This is a genomic window from Streptomyces sp. NPDC001594, assembly GCF_042893675.1.
Classification (GTDB): Bacteria; Actinomycetota; Actinomycetes; order Streptomycetales; family Streptomycetaceae; genus Streptomyces.
In genome coordinates this window covers 333,518-356,835 of sequence record NZ_JBIAVB010000002.1, presented here as the reverse complement: position 1 = coordinate 356,835, position 23,318 = coordinate 333,518, and the positions used below count along the sequence as shown (strand labels likewise).

The following is a 23,318-nucleotide window of genomic DNA, read 5'->3' as shown; positions in this document are numbered from 1 at the left end:
AAGGCCGACGCCGAAGCGAAGGCCGCCGCCGAAGCGGAAGCCAAGGCCACGGCTGAGGCGGAAGCGAAGGCCAAGGCTGAGGCTGAGGCCAAGGCCACGGCTGAGGCGGAAGCGAAGGCCAAGGCTGAGGCTGAGGCCAAGGCGAAGGCAGACGCCGAAGCGAAGGCCGAGGCGGAAGCCAAGCCCGAGGCCGAGGCGGAAACCGAAGCAAAGGCCCCGGCCGAGACCGAGGCCGACGCGGCGGACGCGGCCGGCACGGCTGCGGACGCCAAGGCCACGGAAGCGGAGGTCAAGGCCGAGGTCGCCGAGGACGCCGCGAAGCCCGAGGTGTCGGACGTCACGGCGGAAGGCGAGGCGGAGGCGCCGGCCGAGGCCGACTCGGGTGCGGACGCCAAGGCCGCTGCCGAGGCGGCGGACGCGAAGGCCGACGGCGCCAAGTAGGCACCGCCGGTAGCCCGGTAGCACCGGAACGACGACGGCCGGTCCCCTCCCAGGGGGCCGGCCGTCGTCGTTCGCCCAGCAGCGGGGTACTGCGGGTACCCACCCGGACTCCCCCTAGGGGATGTCACAGCTCAGCCGCAAAGGCCCCGTTTCCACCGCCCCGGCCCCGGCCGCCCGCGCGAGCAGGTACTTTCGATCACGTGGCTGGATTCAGGATCGGACGGGGCCGGGACGACAACCGCCCCCCGCAACAACCCCCGCACGCACCGCGGCAGCAGCAGCCGTACGGTCAGCAGCAGGCGCCCCAGGCGCAGCCGCAGGCACCGTACGGCCATCAGCCGTACCCGCCCGCCGGCGGTCCGCCGCCACAGCAGCACTGGCCGCAGCCGGGCGGGAGCACCGGCGGCCACGGGGAGCCCGAGTACTTCGACCCGTACGGCGGCGGTGCCCACGGCGGCCACCACCAGCAGCCGCCGCACCACGCCGCCCCGCACGAGCCCTCGTACGCGGACGACCCGGGCCACACCCAGGCCTTCTCCGTCGGCGAGGACCCGTACGGCCAGGCCACGGCCTACCACGCGGGCGCCGCGGCCCCCGCCCCCTCCGGGCCGCGCCTGCACTGGAAGGACCTGCTGCGCGGCATCGTGCTGCGGCCCGGGCCGACGTTCCTGCAGATGCGTGACTACGCCGTCTGGGGCCCCGCGCTCACGGTCACCTTCATCTACGGCATGCTCGCGGTCTTCGGCTTCGACAAGGCCCGCGAGGACGTGATCAAGGCGACCCTCACCCAGGTGGTCCCGATCGTCCTGAGCACGGGCGTGGCCTTCGTCATCTGCGGCCTCATCCTGGGCGCCGTCACCCACACGCTGGCGCGCCAGCTGGGCGGCGACGGGGCGTGGCAGCCGACCGTGGGCCTGTCGATGCTGGTCATGTCCATCACGGACGCGCCGCGCCTGCTGGTGGCGGTGTTCCTCAGCGGCGACAACATGGTCGTCCAGGTCCTGGGGTGGGTGACCTGGCTGGCGGCCGGCGCGCTGTTCACCTCGATGGTCAGCAAGTCCCACGACCTGCCCTGGCAGAAGGCGCTGGGCGCGTCCGCGATCCAGCTGGTCGCCCTGCTGTCGATGATCAAGCTCGGCACCCTCTGACGACACGCGGAAGGGCCCGCCGCGCACCAGCGCGGCGGGCCCTTCCCGTTGCCCTCGACCACCTCAGGCGTCGAGGATCTGCCCCTCGCGCTTGACCACCGGCGGCTCCGTGGACCACGGGAACTCGATCCAGTCGTCGGTCTTCTTCCACACGTACTCGCACTTCACCAGCGAGTGCGACTTCTCGTAGATCACCGCGGAGCGCACCTCGGCGACGTGGCCCAGGCAGAAGTCGTGGACGAGCTTGAGCGTCTTCCCGGTGTCGGCCACGTCATCGGCGATGAGGACCTTCTTGTCGGTGAAGTCGATCGCCTCGGGCACCGGCGCCAGCATGACCGGCATCTCCAGCGTGGTGCCCACGCCGGTGTAGAACTCGACGTTCACGAGGTGGATGTTCTTGCAGTCCAGCGCGTAGGCCAGACCGCCCGCGACGAACACCCCGCCCCGGGCGATGCTGAGGATGATGTCCGGCTCGTAGCCGTCGGCGGCGATGGTCTGCGCCAGCTCGCGGATGGCGCTGCCGAACGCCTCGTAGGTCAGGGTCTCGCGTACGTCGCTCATGCCTCGTGCCTCACCTGGGTGCGGTGGAAGTTCTGGAAGGAGCGCGAGGCGGTCGGCCCGCGCTGCCCCTGGTACCTGGAGCCGTACCGTTCGCTGCCGTACGGGAACTCCGCGGGCGAGCTGAGGCGGAACATGCACAGCTGCCCGATCTTCATCCCCGGCCAGAGCTTGATCGGCAGGGTGGCCAGGTTGGACAGCTCCAGGGTCACGTGGCCCGAGAACCCGGGGTCGATGAACCCGGCCGTCGAATGCGTCACCAGACCCAGGCGGCCCAGGCTGGACTTCCCCTCCAGTCTGGAGGCGATGTCCTCGGGCAGCGAGATGACCTCGTACGTCGAGGCGAGGACGAACTCACCCGGGTGCAGGATGAAGGCCTCGTCCCCCTCGGGCTCGACCATGCGGGTCAGGTCGGGCTGCTCGACGGCGGGGTCGATGTGCGCGTAGCGGTGGTTCTCGAAGACCCGGAAGAACCGGTCGAGCCGTACGTCGATGCTGGAGGGCTGCACCATCGACTCGTCGAAGGGGTCGATGCGAACCCGTCCGCTGTCGATCTCGGCCCGGATGTCTTTGTCGGAGAGAAGCACGTCCCGAGGATACGCAGAGCGCGCGGGCCGCCCCCAATCGAGAGCGGGCCCGCGCGCCCCGGAAGCCGTGCGTGACGGCCCTACCGCTTGATGCCGCCCACGGGCACCGCGTGCCTCAGCCGCGCGCACCGCGGACACCGCAGCAGCCGCCCCGGTCCGATCCGGCCGGCACCGAGGTGCTGCAGCGGGAAGGAGGCGGTGCTGAAAACGTGCCCTTCGGCACAACGGACGACTGTGCGCTCCATCGAGTCCCTTTCCCCAACGAGCCGTACTGCGATGAATCGCCACATTAGGGGATGAACGAGACCCACTCCAGCCGCCGCTCCGCACCCCCAAGGTACGCCCCAACTCCCGCCCGCATGACGCCTGGTACCCCACCCGGAAGACGGCGACCCCGCGGGCGGATTCACCGGGGGTCGATCATGGGGTACAGTGTGCAACGGTAGGGAGCCAGGCAGCTGGCCCTCCACGCGGATGTAGTTTAATGGTAGAACATGAGCTTCCCAAGCTTATAGCGCGGGTTCGATTCCCGTCATCCGCTCTTGGACGAAGGCCCTGGTCAGAGACCTGGGCCTTCTTCGTTGTCCAGACCGCCGACGGCCGCCGTCCGGTCAGTCGCCTTTCACGCTGAGGCCGACGGGCGGGGGGCGGATCGCGTACTCCTCGGCGCTGGAAGGATGCCCGGCCTTTCGGCGCTGCCCATGGGGGAGGGGCGTCCTCCGTCCGCCTCGCTTCGCAGTCGACATGATGCGGGCTGTCGCTGTGCGTGTCAGCGTGATCCGAGAGGAATCCGCACCCCGTCATCAAGAGGAGTCGCCGTCATGGACGGTAGGCAGGACAAGCGTCAGGAACCAGGCAAGGGCCACGAGGCGCAGGAGCACCATCGCTCCGGAGACCCCGCGCGGCCCCGGCCGGGTAAGTCGTCCCGCGAGAAGGGACAGAAGCCCGGCCCGGAGGAGACCTCGCGCCGCCGTGAGGACGACCTGCTGCGCGAAGAGGACCTGCACGACGAGGGGCTCTGACCAGCGCACGACTCGCCCACACGCCCGGCGCCCGGCCGACGTGAACGCAAGCCCCACCGAACAGGTGCTCCGGGTCCTGTACGCAGCCGTCGAGGGAAACCGCCTCCTCGGCGTCACCGGAGCGCAGCTGCGGCGCGACCTCCACGTGCCGGAACGGGATCTGGCCGCCGCCTGCACCTACCTGGCGGACGCAGGGCTGATCACCGTTGACTGGGATACGCCGTTGGGGCGAAGCCTCCGGCCGGCGGGATTCCGGGCCGGGCCCGACAGGGGAGACCCAACATCGTGGCAAACCGTGGAGCAGGAAACGTCATTCCGTACGAGGTACAGGGCAGCGGTCCGGAGCAGGTCATCGCACTCCACCACTGGCTCAGCGACAGGTCGAGTTTCGGTCATCTGCGGCCGCACCTGGACGGAGGCGCGTTCAGCTACGCGTTCGTGGACTGCCGTGGGTACGGCGAGGCGATGGACACCCCCGGCACATACACGATGGAGGAGGTCGCGGCGGACGTCCTCGCCGTGGCCGACGACCTCGGCTGGGACACCTTCTCGGTCATCGGTCACTCCATGGGCGGCAAGGCGGCCCAGCAGTTGTTGCTGGACGCCCCCTCACGGATCCGCTCGATCATCGGCATCTCGCCCGTGCCCGCGTCCGGGTTCCCGCTCGAAGGGGAGATGTGGGAGCTGTTCAGCGGGGCCGTGGAGGATTCCGGCAACCGCAGGACGATCTTCGATGCCCTCACCGGCAGTCGGCACGACGACGCGTGGCTGGACGCCAGGGTGAACGGCTCGGAACACTCCTCGCAGGCGGCCCTGCGCGCGTACCTCGAATCCTGGACGCGCGGCCCCGACATCCACGAGCTGGTCAAGGGAAACGCGACGCCAGTGCTTGTAGTGGCCGGTGCGAGCGACCCGGCGATGGGCCCCGACACCATGCGATCCACGTGGCTGCAGTGGTATCCGAACGCCGAGCTCGAGGTCCTCGACGACGCCGGTCACTTCGCCCCCGACGAAAGTCCGCAGGCCCTGGCGACGGCGGTCGAGAGGTTCCTCGGCCGCTAGACGGCCGGCCGAGCGCGACGGGCCAGTTGCCGTTCACCGTTCGCACCAGGTCGGTAGGCGAGGCCGTAGTGGCGGAAGACGGCTTCCTCGTCCTCGAAGGGCAGGACACCGTCCATGCCGATAGAGGGGCTCCGTTTCACCAGTTTCCTGTCGTGGGCGACGCGCACGTACCCCGGCCCCACCGTCGCCCCGGTTCGCCGGTGCTGGTGTCGACGTAGACGGATTCCAGTTCGCCGATCTTGTGACCGCCGGGGTCCATCACGGCCTGGTTGGGCCACTCGCGGATGTCCGCCGTCTGGATCATGCCTTTCCTCCCTCTTCGGTCGCCGGTGGGGGAAGCGCGGCGACGAGGAGCTCGGTGGCCTCGGTGATGTTGTCGGCGTGGACCGCGCGGGCCATGGCCGAGCGGGCGGCATCGGGCTCCGTGTCCGGCGGCACCACCATCAGCGCGAAGTGGTCCTTGTCGCCGCGGGTGATCAGGACGGTGTCGTCTCCGACGGGGAAGGAGTCGAGGTGGACGACCCGGTCGTCGATGACCAGCCGGGTCGGAATCTCGTTCCACGCGGTGGCGTCCAGGCCGACCCGGGTGATGGGTCCGAGGTGTTCGGTCAGGGCTGCCACCAGCGCGGGAACCTCCCGCTCCACATCGCGGGTGCGCGGCCACCATGCCCCGTCGAGGACGCCCTGCCGGGAGTGCGTCGTCTCCAGCCGGAGCAGAGCCGTACCGGGGCGCACCGCCTGGTGGATCTCGTCCGGCAGGAGCAAGGGGGGCGGGATGTCGGAGTCGGCCATGGTGGATCCGCTCGTCTGTGGATGTGGCGCCGCGGCCCGCCACGGCCGCCCCTGAGGGGCGACAGGCCGCCGGCGGGGCGACTGTGCCGTCATCTCACGGTAACGCCGGCTCCCGCAGGTCCGCCCGTCACCGCACACTCATTCGTTCGAACCGGAAGCCCCTCCCCGTATCAGGTCGGAAATGGACTGATCAGACGTACGCTGGAAGTACCGGAAGTACTTCGAGCACCAGCTTCCACGCAGGTGTCATTTCCGGGGAACACGAAAAACCGGGCTGCCGACGGGCAATCCGGGGGCAGGTTCGCCATGACCACCACGCTCCACAGGACAGGGAACCGCGCCCTCACCCCAGGACTTCCGGCGCGCTTGTCGCTCACCCCGAAGACCACGCTCGCCGGTCGGCTCGATGGCGCCTGGTGGCCCCGTTCACGCGACCTGGCAGCCGAGCTGCCGGCGTTGGCCGACGCCCTCGAAGAACGCTGGGGCCGCATCACCCGCGTCCTGGTGAATCCAGGCCACTGGCCCGTCGTCCCGCACAAGGTCGCCGTCACCGGCCACGCCCTGCACGTGGGCTGGTTCACCGAGCAGGACCCGGACAAGATCATCTTGCTGTCCTACACGACCGGCCGCTGCGACCTGCTCGTGATTCCGCCCGACACGGAACACACCTCCGCGGGCCGGCTGATGAGTGCCGCCGCACTCCCCGGCAGCGTCCTCACAGCGGGCGCGCTCATGTCCGACGAAGCCACGACCGGCCGCCGTATGCGCGCGGCGCGGAGCAGCGAAGACGCCTGGGAGAACGACGGCGGGGCCGCCCCGGCGCCGCAGCCGCACCCAGCGGCGCCCCCAGTCGTCGGCGCGCGGATGATCCCCCTGCCCGGGAACATGCGGGTGACGACATGGAGATCGTGATCACGCTGTTGGCAGGCGCACTTCTGATCGCGCTCGGCACACGCTTGATCCACCGGCTCAACGCCCAGCACGACGCACGCATAGCGGCCCGCCACTTCAGCGACCCCTACACCTCCCTCAGCCGTCCCCCCGGCCACAGCCACCCCAGGACACCCGAACGGATGGCCGATCGCCGGCCTACGGGCACCTGGCCCTGACCTGCCTGACCTCAGACCCCACCGAGAACGCACCACTGCCGCAGGGGGCACACGCCGCCGCCGGTGCTTCGCCGGGACGGAGCAGCGCAGCTACCCCGCGCCGGGCGGCGGCACACGGCTCCACCTCACCGTCGACACCGAGACCGCCGCCGGACCCGCTCGCACCTGGCTCACCACCTACGAACGACAACACACGACGACAGGATCACGCGGCCATGGCGACACTCCACGAGCGGCAGCGGTACCGCCGACAGATCCTCCAGGCCCTCTACACGGCGGCCGAAGGCAACCGCCTGCTCGGCGTCACCGGAGCCGCGCTCAGCCACGACCTGCGCATCCCGGAGCAGGACCTCGCCGCCGCCTGCTCCTACCTCGCGGGCGAGGGACTGGTCACCGTCGACTGGGAGCCGGGAAACACACCTGCGATGGTCTCGCTCACCCACCAGGGCATCCGCCTCATGGAAGCGGAGGAGGGGGAAGAGGGCGACTGAACCGGGTTCGCTCTCCGGACCTGGCGGGCTCGAACGTGCCCGGAGAGGGAGGCCCGGCCACCTGCAACCGGTGTTCCCGCACGGTGGCCGGGTGGCGTGACCTGCCGCCGAGAAGCATCCTGGAGGCCACATCTCTCTTTGGTGCGGGCCGCTCCGGACCCGGTCGCCGCGCGGTCGCGGCACCCGCCCCGTACCCCGGGTGAGGTCATCGCCGCTCGGTTGGAGGCAACGGGATGACCGTCGGACGGCTCGGGCGACCCGATCGCTCGGAGAGCTTCGGGGAGGGACTCCTGGGAACGATCCTGGACCGGGCGCACGAGCTGCCGCCCGACCGGGTCGGGCTGGTCGTCGCCCAGACGGTGGGCCGGTTGGGGGGCAGGAATCCGCAGATCCTGCTCCAGGACTACGGGCAACAGAGGCTGGTCCCCCTGTCCGCCGAAGGGCTGACGGGCGGCGAGCCGCTGTCCATCGACGGCACGGAGGCCGGCCGGTGTTTCCTCACGTCCCGCCCGGTCGAGCTGGCGCTGGCCGACGGGGTACGCGTCCACCTACCGCTGCTCGACGGCGGCGACCAGGCCGGCGTCCTGGCCGTCACCCTGGACACGGTCGACGAGGACGACCGCCGCATCCTGCGCAGGATCGCGGGGCTGGTCGCCGACCTGCTGCAGACGAAGAACGGCCACACCGACCTTTTCTTCCGCACCCGCCGCAGCGAGCCGATGAGCGTCGCCGCGGAGATCCAGTGGGCGCTCCTGCCTCCGCTGACCACGACCATGCCGCGCGTCGCCGTCGCCGGAGTCCTCGAACCCGCCTACGACATCGCCGGCGACAGCTTCGACTACGCCCTGAACGGCGACACCTTCCACCTCGCCGTGATCGACGCCATGGGCCACGGCCTGAACGCGGCCACCATGGCCACCGTCGCCATCGGCGCCTACAGGCACGCCCGCCGCATCAGTGTCGAGCTGTCCGAGATCTACCTCTTCATGGACCGGGCGGTGGCCGAGCAGTTCGCCCCCGACCACTTCGTCACCGCCCAGATGATGCGCCTGGACACGACCACCGGCCGTCTGCAGTGGGTCAACGCCGGACACCCCGCCCCCGTCCTGATCCGCGAGCACCGTGTCATGGGCCGCCTGGACAGCCCCACCACCCTCCCCGTCGGCTTCGGAGGAGCACAGCCACAGATCAGCAGTGTGATGCTCGAACCGGGGGACCGCGTCCTCTACTTCACCGACGGCCTGATCGAGGAGCACGAGAGCGGGCAGGAACAGTTCGGCGAGGACCAGCTCATCGACTGGGTGAACCAGCTGGAGAAGGCGGACCGAGGAGTCCGCGCTGTGGCACGGGACCTGTCCCACACGCTCAAGCGGGCACGCGGCGAAGCCACCTCGGACGATGCCACTCTCGTCCTGGTCGAGTGGCGTGGCTGATCTGCCGTCGTGCCACAACGTGCCAGTAGGGGCGGTCAGCAGCGGACAACAAGGGAGCCGAGGAGGCAGCGAAGAAGCGGTGCCAGGCTAACGTTTCCGCAGGTCAGAGCCCATTCGAAGGCTAAGTGCCGGGTGATTCCCAAGCTTGTAGCGCGGGTTCGATTCCCGTCATCCGCTCCACAGCCAAGCCCCAGGTCAGCGACCTGGGGCTTGTTCGTTTGCCCCGGTGAGGTCCGCCGCAAGGATTCGATATCTGCGTCCGCCATCACAGAATTTACCGGGCACCGCACACAGCATTTTTATGCTGTCGCACACGCCGCGAAATTCACCGGGCGAAACCCTCCGTAGCATGCTACTGTCGATCCAGTTGCAGTTTTGGTACCCAAAATTTCGAACGTATTCGACCGGCCTCGCGCCGCGCCGAAAACGCTTCATTTTCCGGTTGTATTCCGGCAGGGCATCATCGCGGCGACACGGCACCCGCACGGTGCGGACGCCGGCGTAATGCCCCAAAGGAGAAAAACATGGCTGCTGGTACCGTGAAGTGGTTCAACGCGGAAAAGGGCTTCGGCTTCATCGCGCAGGACGGTGGCGGGGCTGACGTGTTCGCCCACTACTCCAACATCTCCGCGCAGGGCTTCCGCGAGCTCCAGGAAGGCCAGAAGGTCACCTTCGACATCGCGCAGGGCCAGAAGGGCCCGACGGCTGAGAACATCGTTCTCGCCTGACGCGTACCCGCGTTTCGCAGCTGGGGCCCGCATCCTTCGGGGTGCGGGCCCCAGCTGCACGCGTTTCACGGGTAATACACCCGTACGGGCACATGACGTGCAGCCCGCCGCCCACCCGGCCCCCAGGTCAGCCGGATCGTAAGATCTCCGGCCTTGTCGTGCCGCCGTCGCGGCTCGGGTTCCGCTGGAATACGACGGGCAGTACAGCCTCCGCATTTCATTCGGCCGTTCTCGTGATTCCCTGCCCTGGTCTCGATCGCGGGAATTCCCTGACACGTGCCGCGCCAGGGAAGGTTCTGATGAACCGCACACGTACGAACGACCGCTCCCACCGCACTCCCCGCCGTCCGGGCACCTCGACACCGAGCCGTTCCGGCGCCCCCCGCCACGACGCGGGCCCCGGCCGCCGGCCCGGCGGGCTGAAAGGCGAGTTCGCCCTGCCGGAGACCCGCACCCCGGCACTGCCCGCCGCCGGCGCCTTCGCCGACCTCGACATGCCGGCGGGGCTGTTGGCCGCCCTCGGCGTGCAGGGCGTGACCGTTCCCTTCCCCATCCAGGCGGCCACGCTGCCCAACACCCTCGCGGGCCGTGACGTACTCGGCCGTGGCCGCACCGGCTCCGGAAAGACCCTGGCCTTCGGCCTCGCCCTGCTGGCCCGTACCGCCGGTCAGCGCGCCGAACCGCGCCGCCCGCTCGCCCTCGTCCTCGTCCCCACCCGCGAGCTGGCCCAGCAGGTGACCGACTCCCTCGCCCCGTACGCCCGCGCCGTGCACCTGCGCATGACCGCGGTCTTCGGCGGCACGCCCCTCCGCAGGCAGGTCGGCGTGCTGCGCGGAGGCGCGGAGGTCGTCGTGGCCACACCCGGACGGCTCCAGGACCTCGTCGACCGGGGCGCCTGCCTGCTCGACCAGGTCGCCATCACCGTCCTCGACGAAGCCGACCAGATGGCCGACATGGGGTTCATGCCCCAGGTCACCGCACTTCTGGACCAGGTGCGGCCCGGGGGGCAGCGGATGCTGTTCTCCGCCACCCTCGACCGCAACGTCGACCGGTTGGTCCACCGCTACCTGGCCGACCCGGTCGTGCACTCGGTGGACCCCTCCGCCGGTGCGGTGACGACGATGGAGCACCACGTGCTGCACGTCCACGCCGCCGACAAGCACCGGACGACGACGGAGATCGCGGCGCGCGAGGGCCGGGTGATCATGTTCCTGGACACCAAGCACGCCGTCGACCGCCTCACCGAGGACCTGCTGAACAGCGGGGTGCGCGCCGCCGCCCTGCACGGCGGGAAGTCGCAGCCGCAGCGCACCCGGACGCTCGCACAGTTCAAGACCGGCCATGTGACGGTGCTGGTCGCGACGAACGTGGCAGCGCGCGGCATCCACGTCGACGACCTCGACCTCGTCGTGAACGTCGACCCTCCGACGGACCCCAAGGACTACCTCCACCGGGGCGGCCGTACCGCCCGCGCCGGGGAGTCCGGCAGCGTCGTCACCCTGGTCACCCCCGGCCAGCGGCGCGACATGACCCGCCTGATGGCGGCGACGGGCATCACCCCGCTGACCACCTGGGTCCGCTCCGGCGAGGAAGCCCTGAACCGCATCACCGGAGCCCAGGCACCCACCGGCGTGCCCGTCGTCCTCACGCCGCCGGCCGGCGAGCGTACGAGGCGGGACGTGTCCGCGCGGACCCGGCGCGGACGCGGCTCCGACCGGGCGGCGTGAGAGCCGCATGATCAGAAAACTGGCACATCTCAGCAGGAGGCACCTTGTGACGCTGGTCCGGATGCAGCCCCGCGCGTGCGACGACGACCCCACCCCCTCGCACCAGACGGTGGACCAGGCCATGGAAGCGACCGGCCCGCAGGTCGGTGACGACATGACGGTCGAAGTGGCCCTGGCCGTGATGGCCGGCGCCCGCACCGACCGGCTGCTCGTCAGCGATGAGCACGGCCTGTGCACCGGGCTGGTCAGCCACGCCCGGCTCGCCGCCCTCCGCGGCAGCGCTGCCTGGACCGACGCGGCACGGCTGCGCGACGTCCTGGGCGTCCCCGGGCCGTTCCCCTCGCCCATGACCACGATGGCCGACGCGGAACGGGCCATGCTCCAGGGCAGGCTCGACGCGCTTCCCGTCGTCGACGAGGAAGGCAGCGCCGTGGGCATCCTCGCCCTCACGCGCTGAACCGCCGCACCTCGCCCAGCCCCGCTCCCCCTCCCCCTTCCTCCTCCTTCCTCCTGTGAGGCCCTCATGCGCTGTGTCATCGCCCGATTCCCGTTCGACCTCACCAAGAGCGGCGTCCTCGCCTCGATGAAGGACGTCAGGCCCGAGCCGGTCACCGACGCGTCGGTGACCATCGGCCGCCGCACCTACCCCGCGAAGCAGGTCGGCCGGGTCGTCACCGGCCAGGACCCGCGCGACTTCAGCGCCAGTGAGGTGGTGCGGGCCATGACCCGGCTCGGGTTCACCTGCCGTACGGCTCTTTCGGCCACCGGGCCCACGGGGCCGCAGAGCCCGATCGAGCGGGCTTCCGCACTGCTCGGTGCCCAGTCCGGCACCTGACCGACAGCGCGCTCCCGTCGAGAGAGGCCCGGCTACCGTCGCCAGACACAAAAACCTATCGTGTCGGAGGTAGATTTTTCGCGGCCTCGGGGCTATGGTTTCTCTCGTAACCCCGACAGTCCGCAGGGCCTGGCAGAGGCGAACTGCCAGGAGCAGTACCAGCAGTTGCAGTACGCAGGACGGTGCGGTGGTGGAGCTTCGAAGCCAGGATGGACGCAGGACGGCGACGGGGCTGATCACCGCACCGGGTGGCTCGCAGGATCAGGAGCCGCCGCAGTGAAGTCAGCACACCAGAGGGAAGAACGGAGGAACCGAGCGCCATCAGGATCGCCCGGGTCGAAGGATCGAGCCCGGGTACCGCAGGACATCGATAGTGAGGTGGTCTCCGGTCAAGCAACCGCGATCCCCGCACTCCCGGCGCCATCTGGGCCGGGTCGGCGGAAACACAGGGTCGGCGCATTATCAGGGCCGACAGATGGTGTAGTAGTTCCTTCGGGGCCCTGGTGCCGTACGGCGCCAGGGCCCCTCAACGCGTTTCACGGGAGAGGTGCAGATGACAGCACACGAATCGTTCGACGATCGTCTCGACGACGACGACTATCCGGCCTACACCATGGGCCGGGCCGCCGCCATGCTCGGCACCACCCAGGGCTTCCTGCGCGCGATCGGCGAGGCCCGCCTGATCACCCCGCTCCGCTCCGAGGGCGGCCACCGCCGCTACTCCCGGTACCAGCTGCGCATCGCCGCCCGGGCCCGGGAGCTCGTCGACCAGGGCACTCCCATCGAAGCCGCCTGCCGCATCATCATCCTCGAGGACCAGCTCGAGGAGGCCCAGCGCATCAACGCCGAATACCGCCGCGCGGCCGAAGACTCCGTCCAGCCGCCCGCGATCTGACGGCCGCCGCCCGTGCCACCACGTGCCGGCGCCGAGTTCTTCCCCGACGGCCCGGACAGCCCCGTCGTCACCCGCATGGGAGACCTACGGCCGCAGCCGGGTGCCCGTGGTCTTCAGTACCGCCGTGAGGTCCGTGAAGTAGACCCGCCACGAGCAGGTGCGGCCGTTGCCGGTCGGGGCGCCGGAGCAGGGGGTCGTCTGCCGGCCGTCGTAGGCCGTGATCATGCCGTGTGCCAGGACGGGGCCCGTGGCCGTGGTGGCAGAGTAGACCGGTCCGCCGCTGTCACCGTTGCCGGCTGACGCGATGTGGCCGACCTGTTCGGCCTCGATCTGGCCGGGAACGTCCGTCCCCGCGATGGACAGCACCACGCCGGTCCGGGTGACGCGCAGGCCGCAGTGGGTCCCGGAGACGGCGCCCGAGGTGCACAGGTACTGGCCGACCTCGGGGGTGCGTGCCCCGGTGACCGGCCGGGCCCTGTCGTCGATGCCGTCGAGGGTCTCCGTCACGGCGCCGTGCCACACCCGGTCGGAGCTGTCCGCGTCGATGACGAGGGCGTCGGCCTCGGGGTGGCGGGCCACCGCGTTGCCGAGGAAGTCGCCGTCCCCGTTGAACCAGGGGCTGCCGACGGGGCCGCAGTGACCGGCGGTGAGCAGCTGCCGCTTCCCGGTCGCCTCGCTGACCACGCCGAAGCCGGTCGTGCAGGTTTCGGCCTGGGTGATGATCAGAGCCCCGCCGGACACGGGTGACCTGTCGTTCGCCCGGCCCGGCGGGCGGGGCGCGGGGTCGGTGGTCCCGGTCGCCGGACCGGCGGCCGCCGACGCCTTGGGGGCCTCGCCGGTCCCGCCGGGCCGCGGGGAGGGCGGGCGGCCCACCTCGATGCGGACGGAAGGCCGCCGCAGGTGGCGCACCTCGCTCCGGACCGGCTCCGGGACGGGGCCGCGCCAATACAGGTGGAGGGTGGCGCGCTCCGGGTCGACGGCGATGCCGGCGAACCCGGGCAGGGAAGCCGCACCCGCCTGCCGCAGCCGGTGGGCGGCATCCAGCAGGGGTTCCTGGCGCCGCATCAGCGCGACCGCCGCGGCCTCCGAGGCCGGGCCGGCGTACGGGCCGTCCGGCGTGAGGGGCGCGGCGGACGCGGGGGCCGTCGCTCCGGCCAGCAGGCCGAAGGCCAGGGCTCCGGCGCACAGGGATCCGAACAGGGACGTGGACTTCACAGGGCTCCTCAGGGGCATGGGGTGCGGCTCAGCCGCGTACGTGGGACCAGGCGCGCACGCCGGCCCAGGCCGTGAGAGCGGTGGTGCCGAGCAGCAGGCCGCCGCCCAGGAGGGAGCCCGCCAGCAGGCCCGGCGCACCGCTTTCGGCGTAGCGCACGCCGTAGGTCAGGACGGGGAACAGCACCACGCAGGCCGCGAGCGGGCCGCGCAGGTACCAGACGGCCACCTGGAGCACGGCGGTGTTCCCCATGGCCGTGTCGGCGCCGACCAGGAGTTCGTGGGGCAGCGTCCCGCGGCAGGCGGAGACCAGCGCCGCGCCCACGAGGGCGGGGAAGCAGCACAGCAGCAGCACCGCGGGCAGTACGGGCCGGGCGAGTGCGGCGATCAGCGCGCAGGCGGCGCCGCCGGCCGGCAGGAGCACCATGAGCGGCAGCACCGCGTGGCGCAGGATGATCCCTGGGAACGGCCAGGGCAGCGCCCGGGAGCGGTTCACGTCGTCACCGTCCAACCGTGCCGCCTCCAGGAGCCCGACGGCGGCGCCGTACCCGGCGGCCAGGGCCGTCAGCACGGTCGCCACCCGGTCCAGGCCCTCGGCGGCGGGGGCGAGCGTCACCGCCGTGTACGCGCCCGCCAGCCATACGGCCGCCCATCCCGCACGGGCCGGCCTGTCGAGCCAGCCGACCGCGGTGCGCCAGGGAACGATCAGGGCGGGGCGGCGCGGCGGGGGCAGCGCGGACCGGCGGGAGGGGCGCCCGGCCGCCTCGGCCTGGCGGGCTGCCAGGCGGGCCAGCCGGAAGTCCACGCTGAGCACCGCCGCGGAGACCGAGGTCGCCGAGCGGATCCGCCGGAACAGGACGTCCACGGGCAGGGCCGCGACCGCCCGGTCGGCCCGGCCGACCACCCAGGCGGCGCAGGCCGCGAGCAGTGCCGCGGCCGCGGGCCAGCCCGCGGGCGGGCTGCCGGACGCGGCGGCCAGACACTGGGTCACCCAGCCCCACGGGCCCGACCACAGGAGGACCGCCTGCAGCCAGGACGGGGCGTCCAGCACCGCGCAGAGCAGCGCCGAGGCGGCCAGAGCGGTCAGTGCGGCGGCCGCCCGGCGCGCGTGCGCGATGGCGTCGCGGCACACGATCAGCCCGGCGGTCCCGACGGTGAGCGCGCCGAACGCGGCCGCGGCCGCCGCGGCGAGGGCGATGCCCGCCGTGGGCCTGCCCAGGATCACCAGGTTCAGGAAGTACCCCGCCACCGCGGTCAGCAACCCGGCCACCGTCGCGTGCAGCAGGACGGCTCGGCGGAGCCTGGGCCGCAGCAGCCGCCCCCGGTCGACGGGGGCGGGCAGCAGCCAGGCCACGGTGGCCGGGTCCAGGAGGACGGGGCCCCGCCACCGGGCGTCGCCCACGACGACGCGGAGCCAGGCCAGGGCGAGCGCCGTCCCCGCGCAGGGGAGGGCGTCGCGCGCGTACGAGGCCCAGGGCTCCATCGGGCGGCCCGCGGCCCCGTAGGCGATCGCTCCGAAGGGGACGAGGTACACGGCCGTGAGGAGCAGGGCGACGTAGAGGTGGAAAGCCGTGTCCCCGCGCTTGCGCAGGCGGTGCGCCCGGCGGGCGTCGTGGAGCAGGGCGAACGCCTCGTCGGTCGCGTCCCGCCACCCGGTCCGGCCGGCCGCCGGTGCGGCCTGCGCCGTGGGGGCCGGGGGCACTCGGGTCATCGGGCGGTCCCGCGCAGGACGCTCCCGGGCGGCCCCTCGTCGACGAGACGGCCGTCCGCGAGGACGAGCACCCGGTCGGCGGCGCCCTCGGCCAGTTCCGTGTGGTGGGTGGCGAACACGACCGCGACGCCACGGAGCCGTTCCCGGCGGATGTGGTCCATGAGCCGGGTGCGCGCCTCGGGGTCCAGCCGCTGTTCGGGCTCGTCGAGGACGAGCAGATCGCGGGGGCGTACCAGCGAGGCGGCGAGGAGGAGCTGCTGGGCCTGCCCGGAGGAGAGGGCGGACGGCCTCAGGTCCGCCTGCGGGGTGAGGCGGGTGTGTTCCAGTGCGTGGTCCACGAGGGCGGCGGCCCCGGTGCCCGCCCCGTGGGCCACGGCCACCAGCTGCAGGTGCTGGCGGGCCGTGAGGTCCGGGTAGAACGAGGGGCCGTCGGCGACCACGGCGATACGGGCCCGGACCCGCGGGTCGTCCTCGTGCAGCGGGCTCCCGTCGAAGGTGACGGTGCCCTCGCTGGGCCGGTCGCGGCCGATGGCGATCCGCAGCAGGGTCGACTTCCCGGACCCGTTCGGCCCCATCAGGGCGACGCACTCGCCGGGCCGCAGCGTGAGGTCGAGGGGGTGCAGCACCGTGCGCTCGCCGTACGTCTTGCGTACGCCCGCGAGCTGGAGCAGGGGGGCTCCCGTCATGTGCGCTTCCGGCCCCGTACGAGGCACCACGCTCCGCCGCCGATGAGCAGGAAGGTCACCGCGCGCATCCCCAGGGTGGCGATGAAGCGGATGTCCTGCGACATGTCGTCGGCGTAGACCTGCGTCAGGCGGATCAGGACGACGCCGAGGACGACGAGGACCACACCGCCGGTGATCCAGGCGGCCCTGGAGGCAGCGGAGTTGGCCGTGGGCTGGTCGTGGTGCTCGGAGGGCATGGTGGATTCGCCTTCGTGTGGGGGGATCACTGACGGGGAGCTGATCACTTCGCATCCGCCGACGGCTCGTCCAGGTATCCGGCGGCCTGAAGGCGGAACAACTCGGCGTAGGTGCCCTCCCGTTCCATCAACTCTACGTGGGTGCCCTCTTCGAGCACCCGGCCGCGCTCCATCACCACGATGTGATCGGCCACGCGGACGGTGGAGAAGCGGTGGGCGATGAGCAGCGTGGTCGCCTGGCCCGAGATCTCCCGGAGCTTCTCGAAGATCTCGGCCTCCGCCGCCGCGTCGATGGCGGCGGTGGGCTCGTCGAGCACCACCACGGGTGCGTTGCGCAGGAAGGCCCGGGCCAGGGCGACCTTCTGCCACTGGCCGCCGGAGAGCTGGCGCCCGCCTTCGAACAGGCGCCCGAGCTGGGTGTCCAGGCCCTGCGGCAGCCGGTCGATGAAGCCGGTCGCGTCGGCCTGCGCGGCGGCACGGCGGATGCCCTCCTCGTCCTGGAGGTCCGTCACCTTGGCGTAGCCGATGTTGGCGCGGGCGGACTCCTCGTACTGGACGAAGTCCTGGAAGATGACCCCGATGTTGGAGCGCAGCTCGTCGAGGTCGTACTCCTCCAGCGGGTGACCGTCGATGAGGATCGTTCCGCTGTCCGGCTCGTACAGCCGGGAGAGCAGCTTCACGATGGTCGTCTTCCCGGCGCCGTTCTGGCCGACCAGCGCCACGCAGCGGCCGGCGGCGAGGGTGAGGTCGAAGCGGTCCAGGACCGGAGCGGTGCCACCGGGGTAGGTGAAGGTGACCCCGCGGAACTCGATGCCCTTGCCGAGCCGTGCGGGGAAGGGCCTGGTTCCGGAGGTGAGGGCGCGCTCGGGGATGTCCAGGAACGAGAAGAGGTTGCCCAGGAACAGGTTGTGCTCGTACAGCTCGCCGAAGCCGGCGAAGAGCGCGTGGGCGGAGCCCTGCACCACGGTGACGGCGGCCATGTAGCCCGCGAGCTGCCCGATGGTGCCGCTGTCGATCGTGCTGCTGATCGCGAAGAGGACGGCACCGCTGGTCGCGGCGACACTGAGCAGTCCCAGCAGGGCGTTGGCCGTGGACTGCCGGCGCGCCACGGACCGGTCGACCTGGTAGAACCGTCCGATCAGGTCGCGGTAGCGGTCGAGGAAGAAGCCCCCGAGGCCGAAGAGCCGGGTCTCCTTGTAGGTGCGGTCGTTGGTGACCAGGTACTGGAGGTAGTTGGTGCGGCGGCGGTCGGCGGACCGCTCGTTCTCCACCTGCCAGGTGACCCGGCTGAAGAACATGGTGGCGCCGACCGAGGGCAGGGGTGCGCACAGCACGGCCACGCCCACCCAGGGGTCCCACGACAGCAGGACCACGGCGACCGACACCAGGGTGACCCCGCTGGACATCACCGAGATCAGCTGGGTGAAGAGCTGGTAGGGGCGGTAGGCCGCCTCCCGGTTGGCGAGCTGCAGGCTGTCGTACGTGCCCGAGTCCTCGAAGTGCTCCAGCCGCAGGCGTACGGCCTTCTCCATGATCCGGGTGTTGATCCCGTTGGCCATGCGGTACTGCAGCAGCGCTTCGAGGTAGTTCTGGGCCGTGGAGCACAGGTGGCCGAGGAGGGCGACGACGGTCAGCAGGATGCCCGCGGCCACGGCCGCGCGTCCGGCGGCGGCGTCACCGGCGACCGCGTCGGCCACCTTCTGCACCGCCTGGGTGGTCAGCTGCACGGAGGCGGCCGGCACCAGGGCGCTCAGTACGGTGGTGGCGACGACGCCCGTCATATGGGTGGGGCTCACCTGCCACAGCAGGCGCAGCGTCCGGGCCCAGTGCCGCCCGGACGGCACCGCGTCCTCGCCGGCAGCGGTCATCGCCCGTCTCCCCGGCCCGCGGTGGTCGCGGCGGGACGCCGGCGTATCGCCTCGGCGGCCAGGATCCACAGGTCGTGGCAGAGCCGCTCGCGGTCCTGCCCCAGTCCCAGGAACCGGTTGGCGTGCATGTGCGCCAGACTTGCCAACATCTGCCGTTCGTCCCCCACGAGCTGGCCCGCGGATGCCAACGCGCGTACCTGGTCACTCACTTCGGCCAGCACCCCTTGCTGCCGGGAAACTATACCTTCTACATATTCTCGGCTGATTCGTGCGGTCTCGTCCGGGTATGCGTCCCAGGGGACGAGCAGATCGCACAACTGCCGCTGGACCCGCCGGAAGTGCTTGCGAGCCGCCTCGGGGATCCGCCGGCCGGAGGGCGGGGGCAGCAGCTCCAGGGGGTCGAGCCCCCAGTCCCGGTAGAGGGCGTGCATGCCCAGGACGCACAGGACCTCGTCGTCCACCCGCAGGCCACCCTGGCGCCGGGCCGCCACCAGTTCGGCGCAGACCTCGCTGTTGGCCTGGAACAGGCGCTCCATGGCGTCGATCGCCCCGGGGCCGCCGTAGCGCTCCACCTCGCGGTCGTAGGCGACGACGGCCACGTCGTGGGCGAGGCCGCCGGCGATCAGGCCGTTCGCCCAGTCCAGACAGGCGGCGAGCACGGGCGCCGCCAGCTCCGGCCGGGCCGCACGGAAGCGGATGCGCAGGTGGGGCATCGGATCGGCGTACCGCAGGAAGAACCAGCGGTCGACGACGCCCTGGGAGGCCAGGCTCCCGGCGAGCTCCCGCAGGGGTCCGGCGACCACGTCGTCCTGCCCTCCCACCGGGCAGTAGAGCTTCAGGTAGCTCCACTCCCCGCCCGGCGGGAACGTACGCGGGTGCGCCGGGGCGGTGACGTCGGTGAGCGGCGCCGCGTCCGGGCCGGGCTCCGGGCGGGCGGCCCGGGCCGGGACGGCGGAACGGCGGCACCGCTGCGGATCGGTGGCCAGCAGGGGGACGACGACCTCGCTCAGGTACTGCCCGCCCTCCGGGTCCCGCAGCCAGGTCCCGGGGAAGCCGGCCAGTGCCTCCTGGATGACCACGTGCTGCCGGTCCGCGCCGGCCAGTCCGGCCACCTCCTCGTACAGCTCGTCCACGGACAGGGGGTGCTCCAGGTCCAGCGCCAGCCAGTTGTCCATGAACACCAGCGACACGTACCGCGGCACGCTCCACCGCTCGCGCCAGCGCTGGACGGCCGCGTAGAACTCGTCCCGGCCGGGCAGCGCGCCCTTGCCGGAGGGCAGCCCCAGGCGCTCGGGTGTGAGCGACCACTGCGCGGGGTGCAGCACGGCGCGCCCGCGGGTCACCCGGGGCAGGAAGGGGGACATGCGCAGCGGCCCCCAGTCGAAGCCGGCGAGGGGCGCGTAGCCGTCGTCGGAGAGCTCCAGGAGGAGCCTGCACGCGTTCGGCGCCTGGAAGGCGCTGAGCATGTGCCCCTGGGAGACCACCAGTTCCTTGCCCAGCCGGGCCGAGCGCAGGAAGAAGCGGTTCGCGGTGGCGCCCACCAGGATGTCGCTGAGCGGGATCTGCCGGTCCGGGGGGAGGGTGGGGGCCGTGTTGACGCAGATCTCGTAGCCGCGCAGTCCGGGGTGGAGCGCCACGTTCGCCGACCGGCCGTGCGGATGCAGGTAGTTGAGGTCGACGAAGACCACGTCGGGGCAGAGCTCCTCCTCGGCCCGCGCGTACTGCCGCAGGCGCTCGAGCGACCCTTCGTCGAACAGGTCGAAGAAGCGGCCGAAGGTGCGCCCGCCCTCGGCCATCCCCGCGGGCGCCAGCACCAGCTGCCAGTCGTCGCCGGCCAGCGCCTCGGGCGACTCGGCCGCTACCTGCGCGTACAGGTCGATCGCCGGACGTACGCGGGGCTGCGCCTCGCCCGCCTGCCACACCGACAGCTGCCCGAGCCGCTCGTCGGTGACCTCCAGCTCGTACGCGCCCGTCCGCAGCGCCTCCGTGAGGAGCGCGGCCAGGCGCATCTCCTTGCCGACGGCGCGGTCCTCGCCGACCGGCGGCAGCGGGAACGCCCGCACGGGGTTGGTGTACGAGTTGGGCGCGTCGAGCCCGGCCTCGGGGCTGAGCAGCTGGAGCAGCGGGATCTCGGAGTCGACGCCGAACCGCTCCAGGAAGGCGGAGTGGTACTCCGCGATGTGCTGGGGGCGGGGCGGGAAACTCCCCATGCGCAGCAGGGCCTCGGCCGTGTCCGCCGCCGTGGCGCCGATCTCCCGCGGCAGCCCGGTGCCGGTGACGGCGAGGGCGGTGTCGAGCTGGTAGGTGTCCCTGGCGTAGTCCGGCGCCATCGACTTCTGGTGCGCGGTGAGTTCGCGGAGCAGGGACACCGGTGCCGTGCCGCGCGCGGAGTCGACCCGGCCGGCCAGTTCGCGGAAGGTGCGGAGCCCGTCCAGGACCTCCCGGGTGCCGTCCAGCCCGGTCAGCCGGCCGGCGAGCTCCCGCTCGGGGTGCGGCTCCACGAGCGAGGGCCGCAGGTCGCTGGTGAGGGCGTGCAGGTCCCACAGCTGGGCGAGGAACGCCCCGGCCTTGTCGCGGGTCGCTCCCGCGACGGTGGCCGCGATCTCGTCGAGGATGTCCCCGTAGGTGGCTTCCGGGAGGCCTGCGAGGCGCATCGCCAGCTCCGCCGGCTCGGTGAGACGGAACCCGGCGAGCCGGTTGTCCTCCTCGCCGTAGACGTCGGCGCCGGGCAGCACCCCGCGGCCGCCCGCGCGGTAGAGGGCGGAGTTGACGCGGACGCCCAGCCGCGGTCGGACGGCGGGATCGTTCTCCAGCTGCTTGAGGAGGCCCAGGAGCCAGCCCAGGTCGGCCCGGGTGCGGGTCCTGGCGACGGGATCGGCCTCCATCCCGAGGACGGCCGCGTCGGTGAACAGGCCCGTGGCCACGCCGGAGAACAGCCCGTACGGAGTGGCCCTGGTCGACATGCGGGTCACGTACCGGAACAGCGTGGAGTACGTGCGCCGGGTCCGCTTGTCCTCCTGCGGAGCCTCACCGAGCCGGTCGAGGCCGGCGGTGACGGAACCGCTGGCGATGTGCAGGGCCTGGGCCACCCGTGGACGGCGCACCATCTCCCGCAGCAGACCCCGGCCGTGCCGACGCATGCGGTCGAGCCGGTCCGGGTCCCCGTGGCCGCTCGCCGGGTCGTGCGGCCCGGGACCGGCGGTGATCGCCAGGAAGTCCTGTACGGGCAGCACGGGGGCGCGCAGCAGGAAGAAGTCGGCGGCCCGGTAGAGGGGGCCGCCGTCGGAGGCGGAGGGGCGGGGTGCTGCCTGCAAGTGAATGAACTCCTCGATGACCCGTCGGTGTCCTGGCGGCGTACGTGCGCTCACGCGATCAGCAGCGCACGCGTCCACCGGGGTTCGACGGGGGTGGAGACCGCCCACAGGGCGAGGGCCACACCATCCGCACCGGTCAGGATGCCGGGGCTGTCCAGGAGGACACCCGGCTGTTCCAGGTCCTGGACGCCGAGCGGCAGGTCGGGATCGCAGTGCGTCAGGAGGTGCTCGGTCAGCTGGACGAGGGACGTCCTGGCCTTCGGGCTCGCGGTGCGGCGCGCGAACTCGGCGCACATGACCACCAGGCCGGCCGCTCCGTGGCACACGGTGGCGGAGGGGAAGCCGTCGCTCGCGTCGAACCGGCGCAGCACCGCCTCGAAGGCGTCGACCGCGACGGCGCGCAGGGACTCGTCGCCGAGCGCTTCGGCGGCGTTCAGCAGGGCGCAGGCGATGCCGGGGGAGCCGTAGCACCAGGTGGCGCGGGCGGGCTTCAGTCCGGTGGGCTGCTCGGCGCCGGCGGGGTCCAGCGGGATGCCCGTGGGCCAGTTGCGGCCCCACGGGTCCTCGAAGGAGACCGAGACCACGTAGTCGGCGATCCGCCGTACGGTCTCGGCGAGTCGCGGTGTGCGGTCGCCGCCGGACAGGGCGAGGGCGAGGGCGGAGAGGATGCCCGGCACGCCGTGGGCCAGTCCGAGGTTCACATAGCCGTGCGGGAACGATTCGCGGTAGCTGTCGAGCGGGTAGTGCCGCGGGGGCACGTACCAGCTCGGGCGGCCTTCTACGGTGCGGGAGCCGGACAGGGCGGTCAGCTCCCGGGTCAGCGACTGCGCCGCCCCCTGTACGGCAGCGCCTCCCGCTCCCCGTCTGCTGGGCGTGGTGGCGAGATGGGCCAGCACGCCGGACAGGCCGGCCACCGCGTCGTACGTGTCGAAGCCGACGCCGTCCGACGCCGTCGTGTGCCCGGGCGGCAGGTCGGCGATCTGGGCGGCCAGCTGGGCGTCGATCCCGGCGAGGGCCGGCGCGTAGCGGGGATCGTCGGCGGCGAAGTCGGCGAGGGCCAGCGCGAGGCCGGCGGTGCCGCCGGCCATCCCGGGGGTGCCGATGGGTTCGTCATGGGTGGAGCGCACCACGGCCGCGAGGCGCTCGTGGGCGAGGCCCGACCAGTATCCGGCCTCATCGGGAACGGCACGGGCCGCATACCGGAAGGTAAGAGCGCTCCCCGCTTCCCCGGCGAGCAGGGATACGCCACCCCACATGAAGGGGTTGGCGGCGTTCTGCTCGCAGGAATTCAGCGACCGGCGCACCAGTTCCGGGTCGGCCAGGCGGCGGACGATGATTTCCGCGAATTCCCGGGAGCGCGCCGCGAGGGCGTCCGGAACGAGGGGCAGCACACTTGTGGACACGGCCAGGGCGTTCTTTCAGGAGGGGGAGGAAAGGGCGGGTGTGCCGCCGCGGGCGGCGGC

22 protein-coding genes, 1 tRNA gene and 1 pseudogene are annotated in these 23,318 nt (G+C 71.9%); 13 read left to right on the top strand and 11 right to left on the bottom strand.

The window, feature by feature from the left end; all coding sequences use genetic code 11:
• Positions 1-641: 641 nt before the first annotated feature.
• Positions 642-1,589, top strand: a complete 948-nt coding sequence (locus ACFY0O_RS05200) for a Yip1 family protein (protein ID WP_388942980.1) — start codon at positions 642-644, stop codon at positions 1,587-1,589.
• A 63-nt stretch (positions 1,590-1,652) separates the two neighbouring features.
• Here the strand turns inward: ACFY0O_RS05200 and ACFY0O_RS05195 are convergent, their stop codons facing one another.
• On the bottom strand, positions 1,653-2,150 hold the full coding sequence (locus ACFY0O_RS05195) for a phosphoribosyltransferase (protein WP_358897974.1): 498 nt from the start codon (positions 2,148-2,150) through the stop codon (positions 1,653-1,655).
• Positions 2,147-2,734: a dCTP deaminase gene (dcd, locus tag ACFY0O_RS05190; RefSeq protein WP_388933269.1), complete on the bottom strand. Its 588-nt coding sequence runs from the start codon at positions 2,732-2,734 to the stop codon at positions 2,147-2,149. The genes ACFY0O_RS05195 and dcd overlap by 4 nt, the downstream gene beginning before the upstream one ends.
• 470 nt (positions 2,735-3,204) lie before the next feature.
• Here dcd and ACFY0O_RS05185 point away from each other — a divergent pair.
• From ACFY0O_RS05185 to ACFY0O_RS05175, 3 genes are all read left to right on the top strand, one after another.
• Positions 3,205-3,275, top strand: a tRNA-Gly gene (locus tag ACFY0O_RS05185).
• Positions 3,276-3,555: 280 nt separating this feature from the next.
• Positions 3,556-3,756: a hypothetical protein gene (locus tag ACFY0O_RS05180; RefSeq protein WP_388942976.1), complete on the top strand. Its 201-nt coding sequence runs from the start codon at positions 3,556-3,558 to the stop codon at positions 3,754-3,756.
• Positions 3,757-4,041: 285 nt separating this feature from the next.
• Entirely contained in the window at positions 4,042-4,818 is a 777-nt protein-coding gene (locus tag ACFY0O_RS05175) for an alpha/beta fold hydrolase (protein ID WP_388942974.1), read from the top strand.
• Here ACFY0O_RS05175 and ACFY0O_RS05170 read toward each other — a convergent pair.
• Positions 4,815-5,122 (bottom strand): annotated as a pseudogene (locus tag ACFY0O_RS05170) (PRC-barrel domain containing protein). The gene ACFY0O_RS05175 and the pseudogene ACFY0O_RS05170 overlap by 4 nt on opposite strands.
• Positions 5,119-5,610 carry a DUF5994 family protein gene (locus ACFY0O_RS05165; RefSeq protein WP_388942971.1) on the bottom strand — a complete coding sequence of 164 codons (492 nt, stop codon included), beginning with the start codon at positions 5,608-5,610 and terminating at the stop codon, positions 5,119-5,121. Before ACFY0O_RS05165 ends, ACFY0O_RS05170 begins: the two are co-directional and overlap by 4 nt.
• A 306-nt stretch (positions 5,611-5,916) precedes the next feature.
• Here ACFY0O_RS05165 and ACFY0O_RS05160 point away from each other — a divergent pair, with 306 nt between their 5' ends.
• The 9 genes from ACFY0O_RS05160 to ACFY0O_RS05120 all read left to right on the top strand — a co-directional run bounded on the left by ACFY0O_RS05160 (position 5,917) and on the right by ACFY0O_RS05120 (position 12,828).
• Entirely contained in the window at positions 5,917-6,522 is a 606-nt protein-coding gene (locus tag ACFY0O_RS05160; RefSeq protein WP_388942968.1) for a DUF5994 family protein, read from the top strand.
• Positions 6,510-6,719 carry a hypothetical protein gene (locus tag ACFY0O_RS05155; RefSeq protein ID WP_388942965.1) on the top strand — a complete coding sequence of 70 codons (210 nt, stop codon included), beginning with the start codon at positions 6,510-6,512 and terminating at the stop codon, positions 6,717-6,719. The genes ACFY0O_RS05160 and ACFY0O_RS05155 overlap by 13 nt, the downstream gene beginning before the upstream one ends.
• A 215-nt stretch (positions 6,720-6,934) precedes the next feature.
• Positions 6,935-7,210 (top strand): hypothetical protein, encoded by a 276-nt coding sequence (locus tag ACFY0O_RS05150; protein WP_388942962.1) that lies wholly within the window; start codon positions 6,935-6,937, stop codon positions 7,208-7,210.
• A 233-nt stretch (positions 7,211-7,443) separates the two neighbouring features.
• Entirely contained in the window at positions 7,444-8,643 is a 1,200-nt protein-coding gene (locus tag ACFY0O_RS05145; RefSeq protein ID WP_388942960.1) for a PP2C family protein-serine/threonine phosphatase, read from the top strand.
• A 524-nt stretch (positions 8,644-9,167) separates the two neighbouring features.
• Positions 9,168-9,371, top strand: a complete 204-nt coding sequence (locus ACFY0O_RS05140; RefSeq protein WP_388942957.1) for a cold-shock protein — start codon at positions 9,168-9,170, stop codon at positions 9,369-9,371.
• 299 nt (positions 9,372-9,670) lie between these two features.
• On the top strand, positions 9,671-11,098 hold the full coding sequence (locus tag ACFY0O_RS05135) for a DEAD/DEAH box helicase (RefSeq protein ID WP_388942955.1): 1,428 nt from the start codon (positions 9,671-9,673) through the stop codon (positions 11,096-11,098).
• 46 nt (positions 11,099-11,144) lie between these two features.
• Complete coding sequence (locus tag ACFY0O_RS05130) at positions 11,145-11,555, top strand: CBS domain-containing protein (RefSeq protein WP_388942952.1); 411 nt, start codon at positions 11,145-11,147, stop codon at positions 11,553-11,555.
• A 66-nt stretch (positions 11,556-11,621) separates the two neighbouring features.
• Complete coding sequence (locus ACFY0O_RS05125; RefSeq protein WP_388942950.1) at positions 11,622-11,933, top strand: SCO5918 family protein; 312 nt, start codon at positions 11,622-11,624, stop codon at positions 11,931-11,933.
• 553 nt (positions 11,934-12,486) lie between these two features.
• Positions 12,487-12,828: a MerR family transcriptional regulator gene (locus ACFY0O_RS05120; RefSeq protein WP_388942948.1), complete on the top strand. Its 342-nt coding sequence runs from the start codon at positions 12,487-12,489 to the stop codon at positions 12,826-12,828.
• 84 nt (positions 12,829-12,912) lie between these two features.
• On the opposite strand, the gene ACFY0O_RS05115 is transcribed toward ACFY0O_RS05120, so the two are convergent.
• Genes ACFY0O_RS05115 through ACFY0O_RS05085 form a run of 7 tightly spaced genes read right to left on the bottom strand, consistent with a single transcriptional unit; the run spans position 12,913 to position 23,258 of the window.
• Positions 12,913-14,043: a S1 family peptidase gene (locus ACFY0O_RS05115; RefSeq protein ID WP_388942946.1), complete on the bottom strand. Its 1,131-nt coding sequence runs from the start codon at positions 14,041-14,043 to the stop codon at positions 12,913-12,915.
• A gap of 28 nt (positions 14,044-14,071) precedes the next feature.
• On the bottom strand, positions 14,072-15,751 hold the full coding sequence (locus ACFY0O_RS05110) for a DUF6297 family protein (protein ID WP_388942945.1): 1,680 nt from the start codon (positions 15,749-15,751) through the stop codon (positions 14,072-14,074).
• Positions 15,748-16,437, bottom strand: a complete 690-nt coding sequence (locus tag ACFY0O_RS05105) for an ABC transporter ATP-binding protein (protein ID WP_388942943.1) — start codon at positions 16,435-16,437, stop codon at positions 15,748-15,750. Before ACFY0O_RS05105 ends, ACFY0O_RS05110 begins: the two co-directional genes overlap by 4 nt.
• Positions 16,434-16,673, bottom strand: a complete 240-nt coding sequence (locus tag ACFY0O_RS05100) for a hypothetical protein (RefSeq protein WP_388942942.1) — start codon at positions 16,671-16,673, stop codon at positions 16,434-16,436. Before ACFY0O_RS05100 ends, ACFY0O_RS05105 begins: the two co-directional genes overlap by 4 nt.
• A gap of 44 nt (positions 16,674-16,717) precedes the next feature.
• Complete coding sequence (locus ACFY0O_RS05095) at positions 16,718-18,541, bottom strand: ABC transporter ATP-binding protein (RefSeq protein ID WP_388942941.1); 1,824 nt, start codon at positions 18,539-18,541, stop codon at positions 16,718-16,720.
• The gene (locus ACFY0O_RS05090) at positions 18,538-21,855 is read right to left on the bottom strand and encodes a lantibiotic dehydratase (protein ID WP_388942938.1); all 3,318 of its coding nucleotides are present in this window, start codon (positions 21,853-21,855) and stop codon (positions 18,538-18,540) included. Before ACFY0O_RS05090 ends, ACFY0O_RS05095 begins: the two co-directional genes overlap by 4 nt.
• A gap of 50 nt (positions 21,856-21,905) precedes the next feature.
• Positions 21,906-23,258, bottom strand: a complete 1,353-nt coding sequence (locus ACFY0O_RS05085) for a lanthionine synthetase C family protein (protein ID WP_388942935.1) — start codon at positions 23,256-23,258, stop codon at positions 21,906-21,908.
• Between the last annotated feature and the right edge of the window lie 60 nt (positions 23,259-23,318).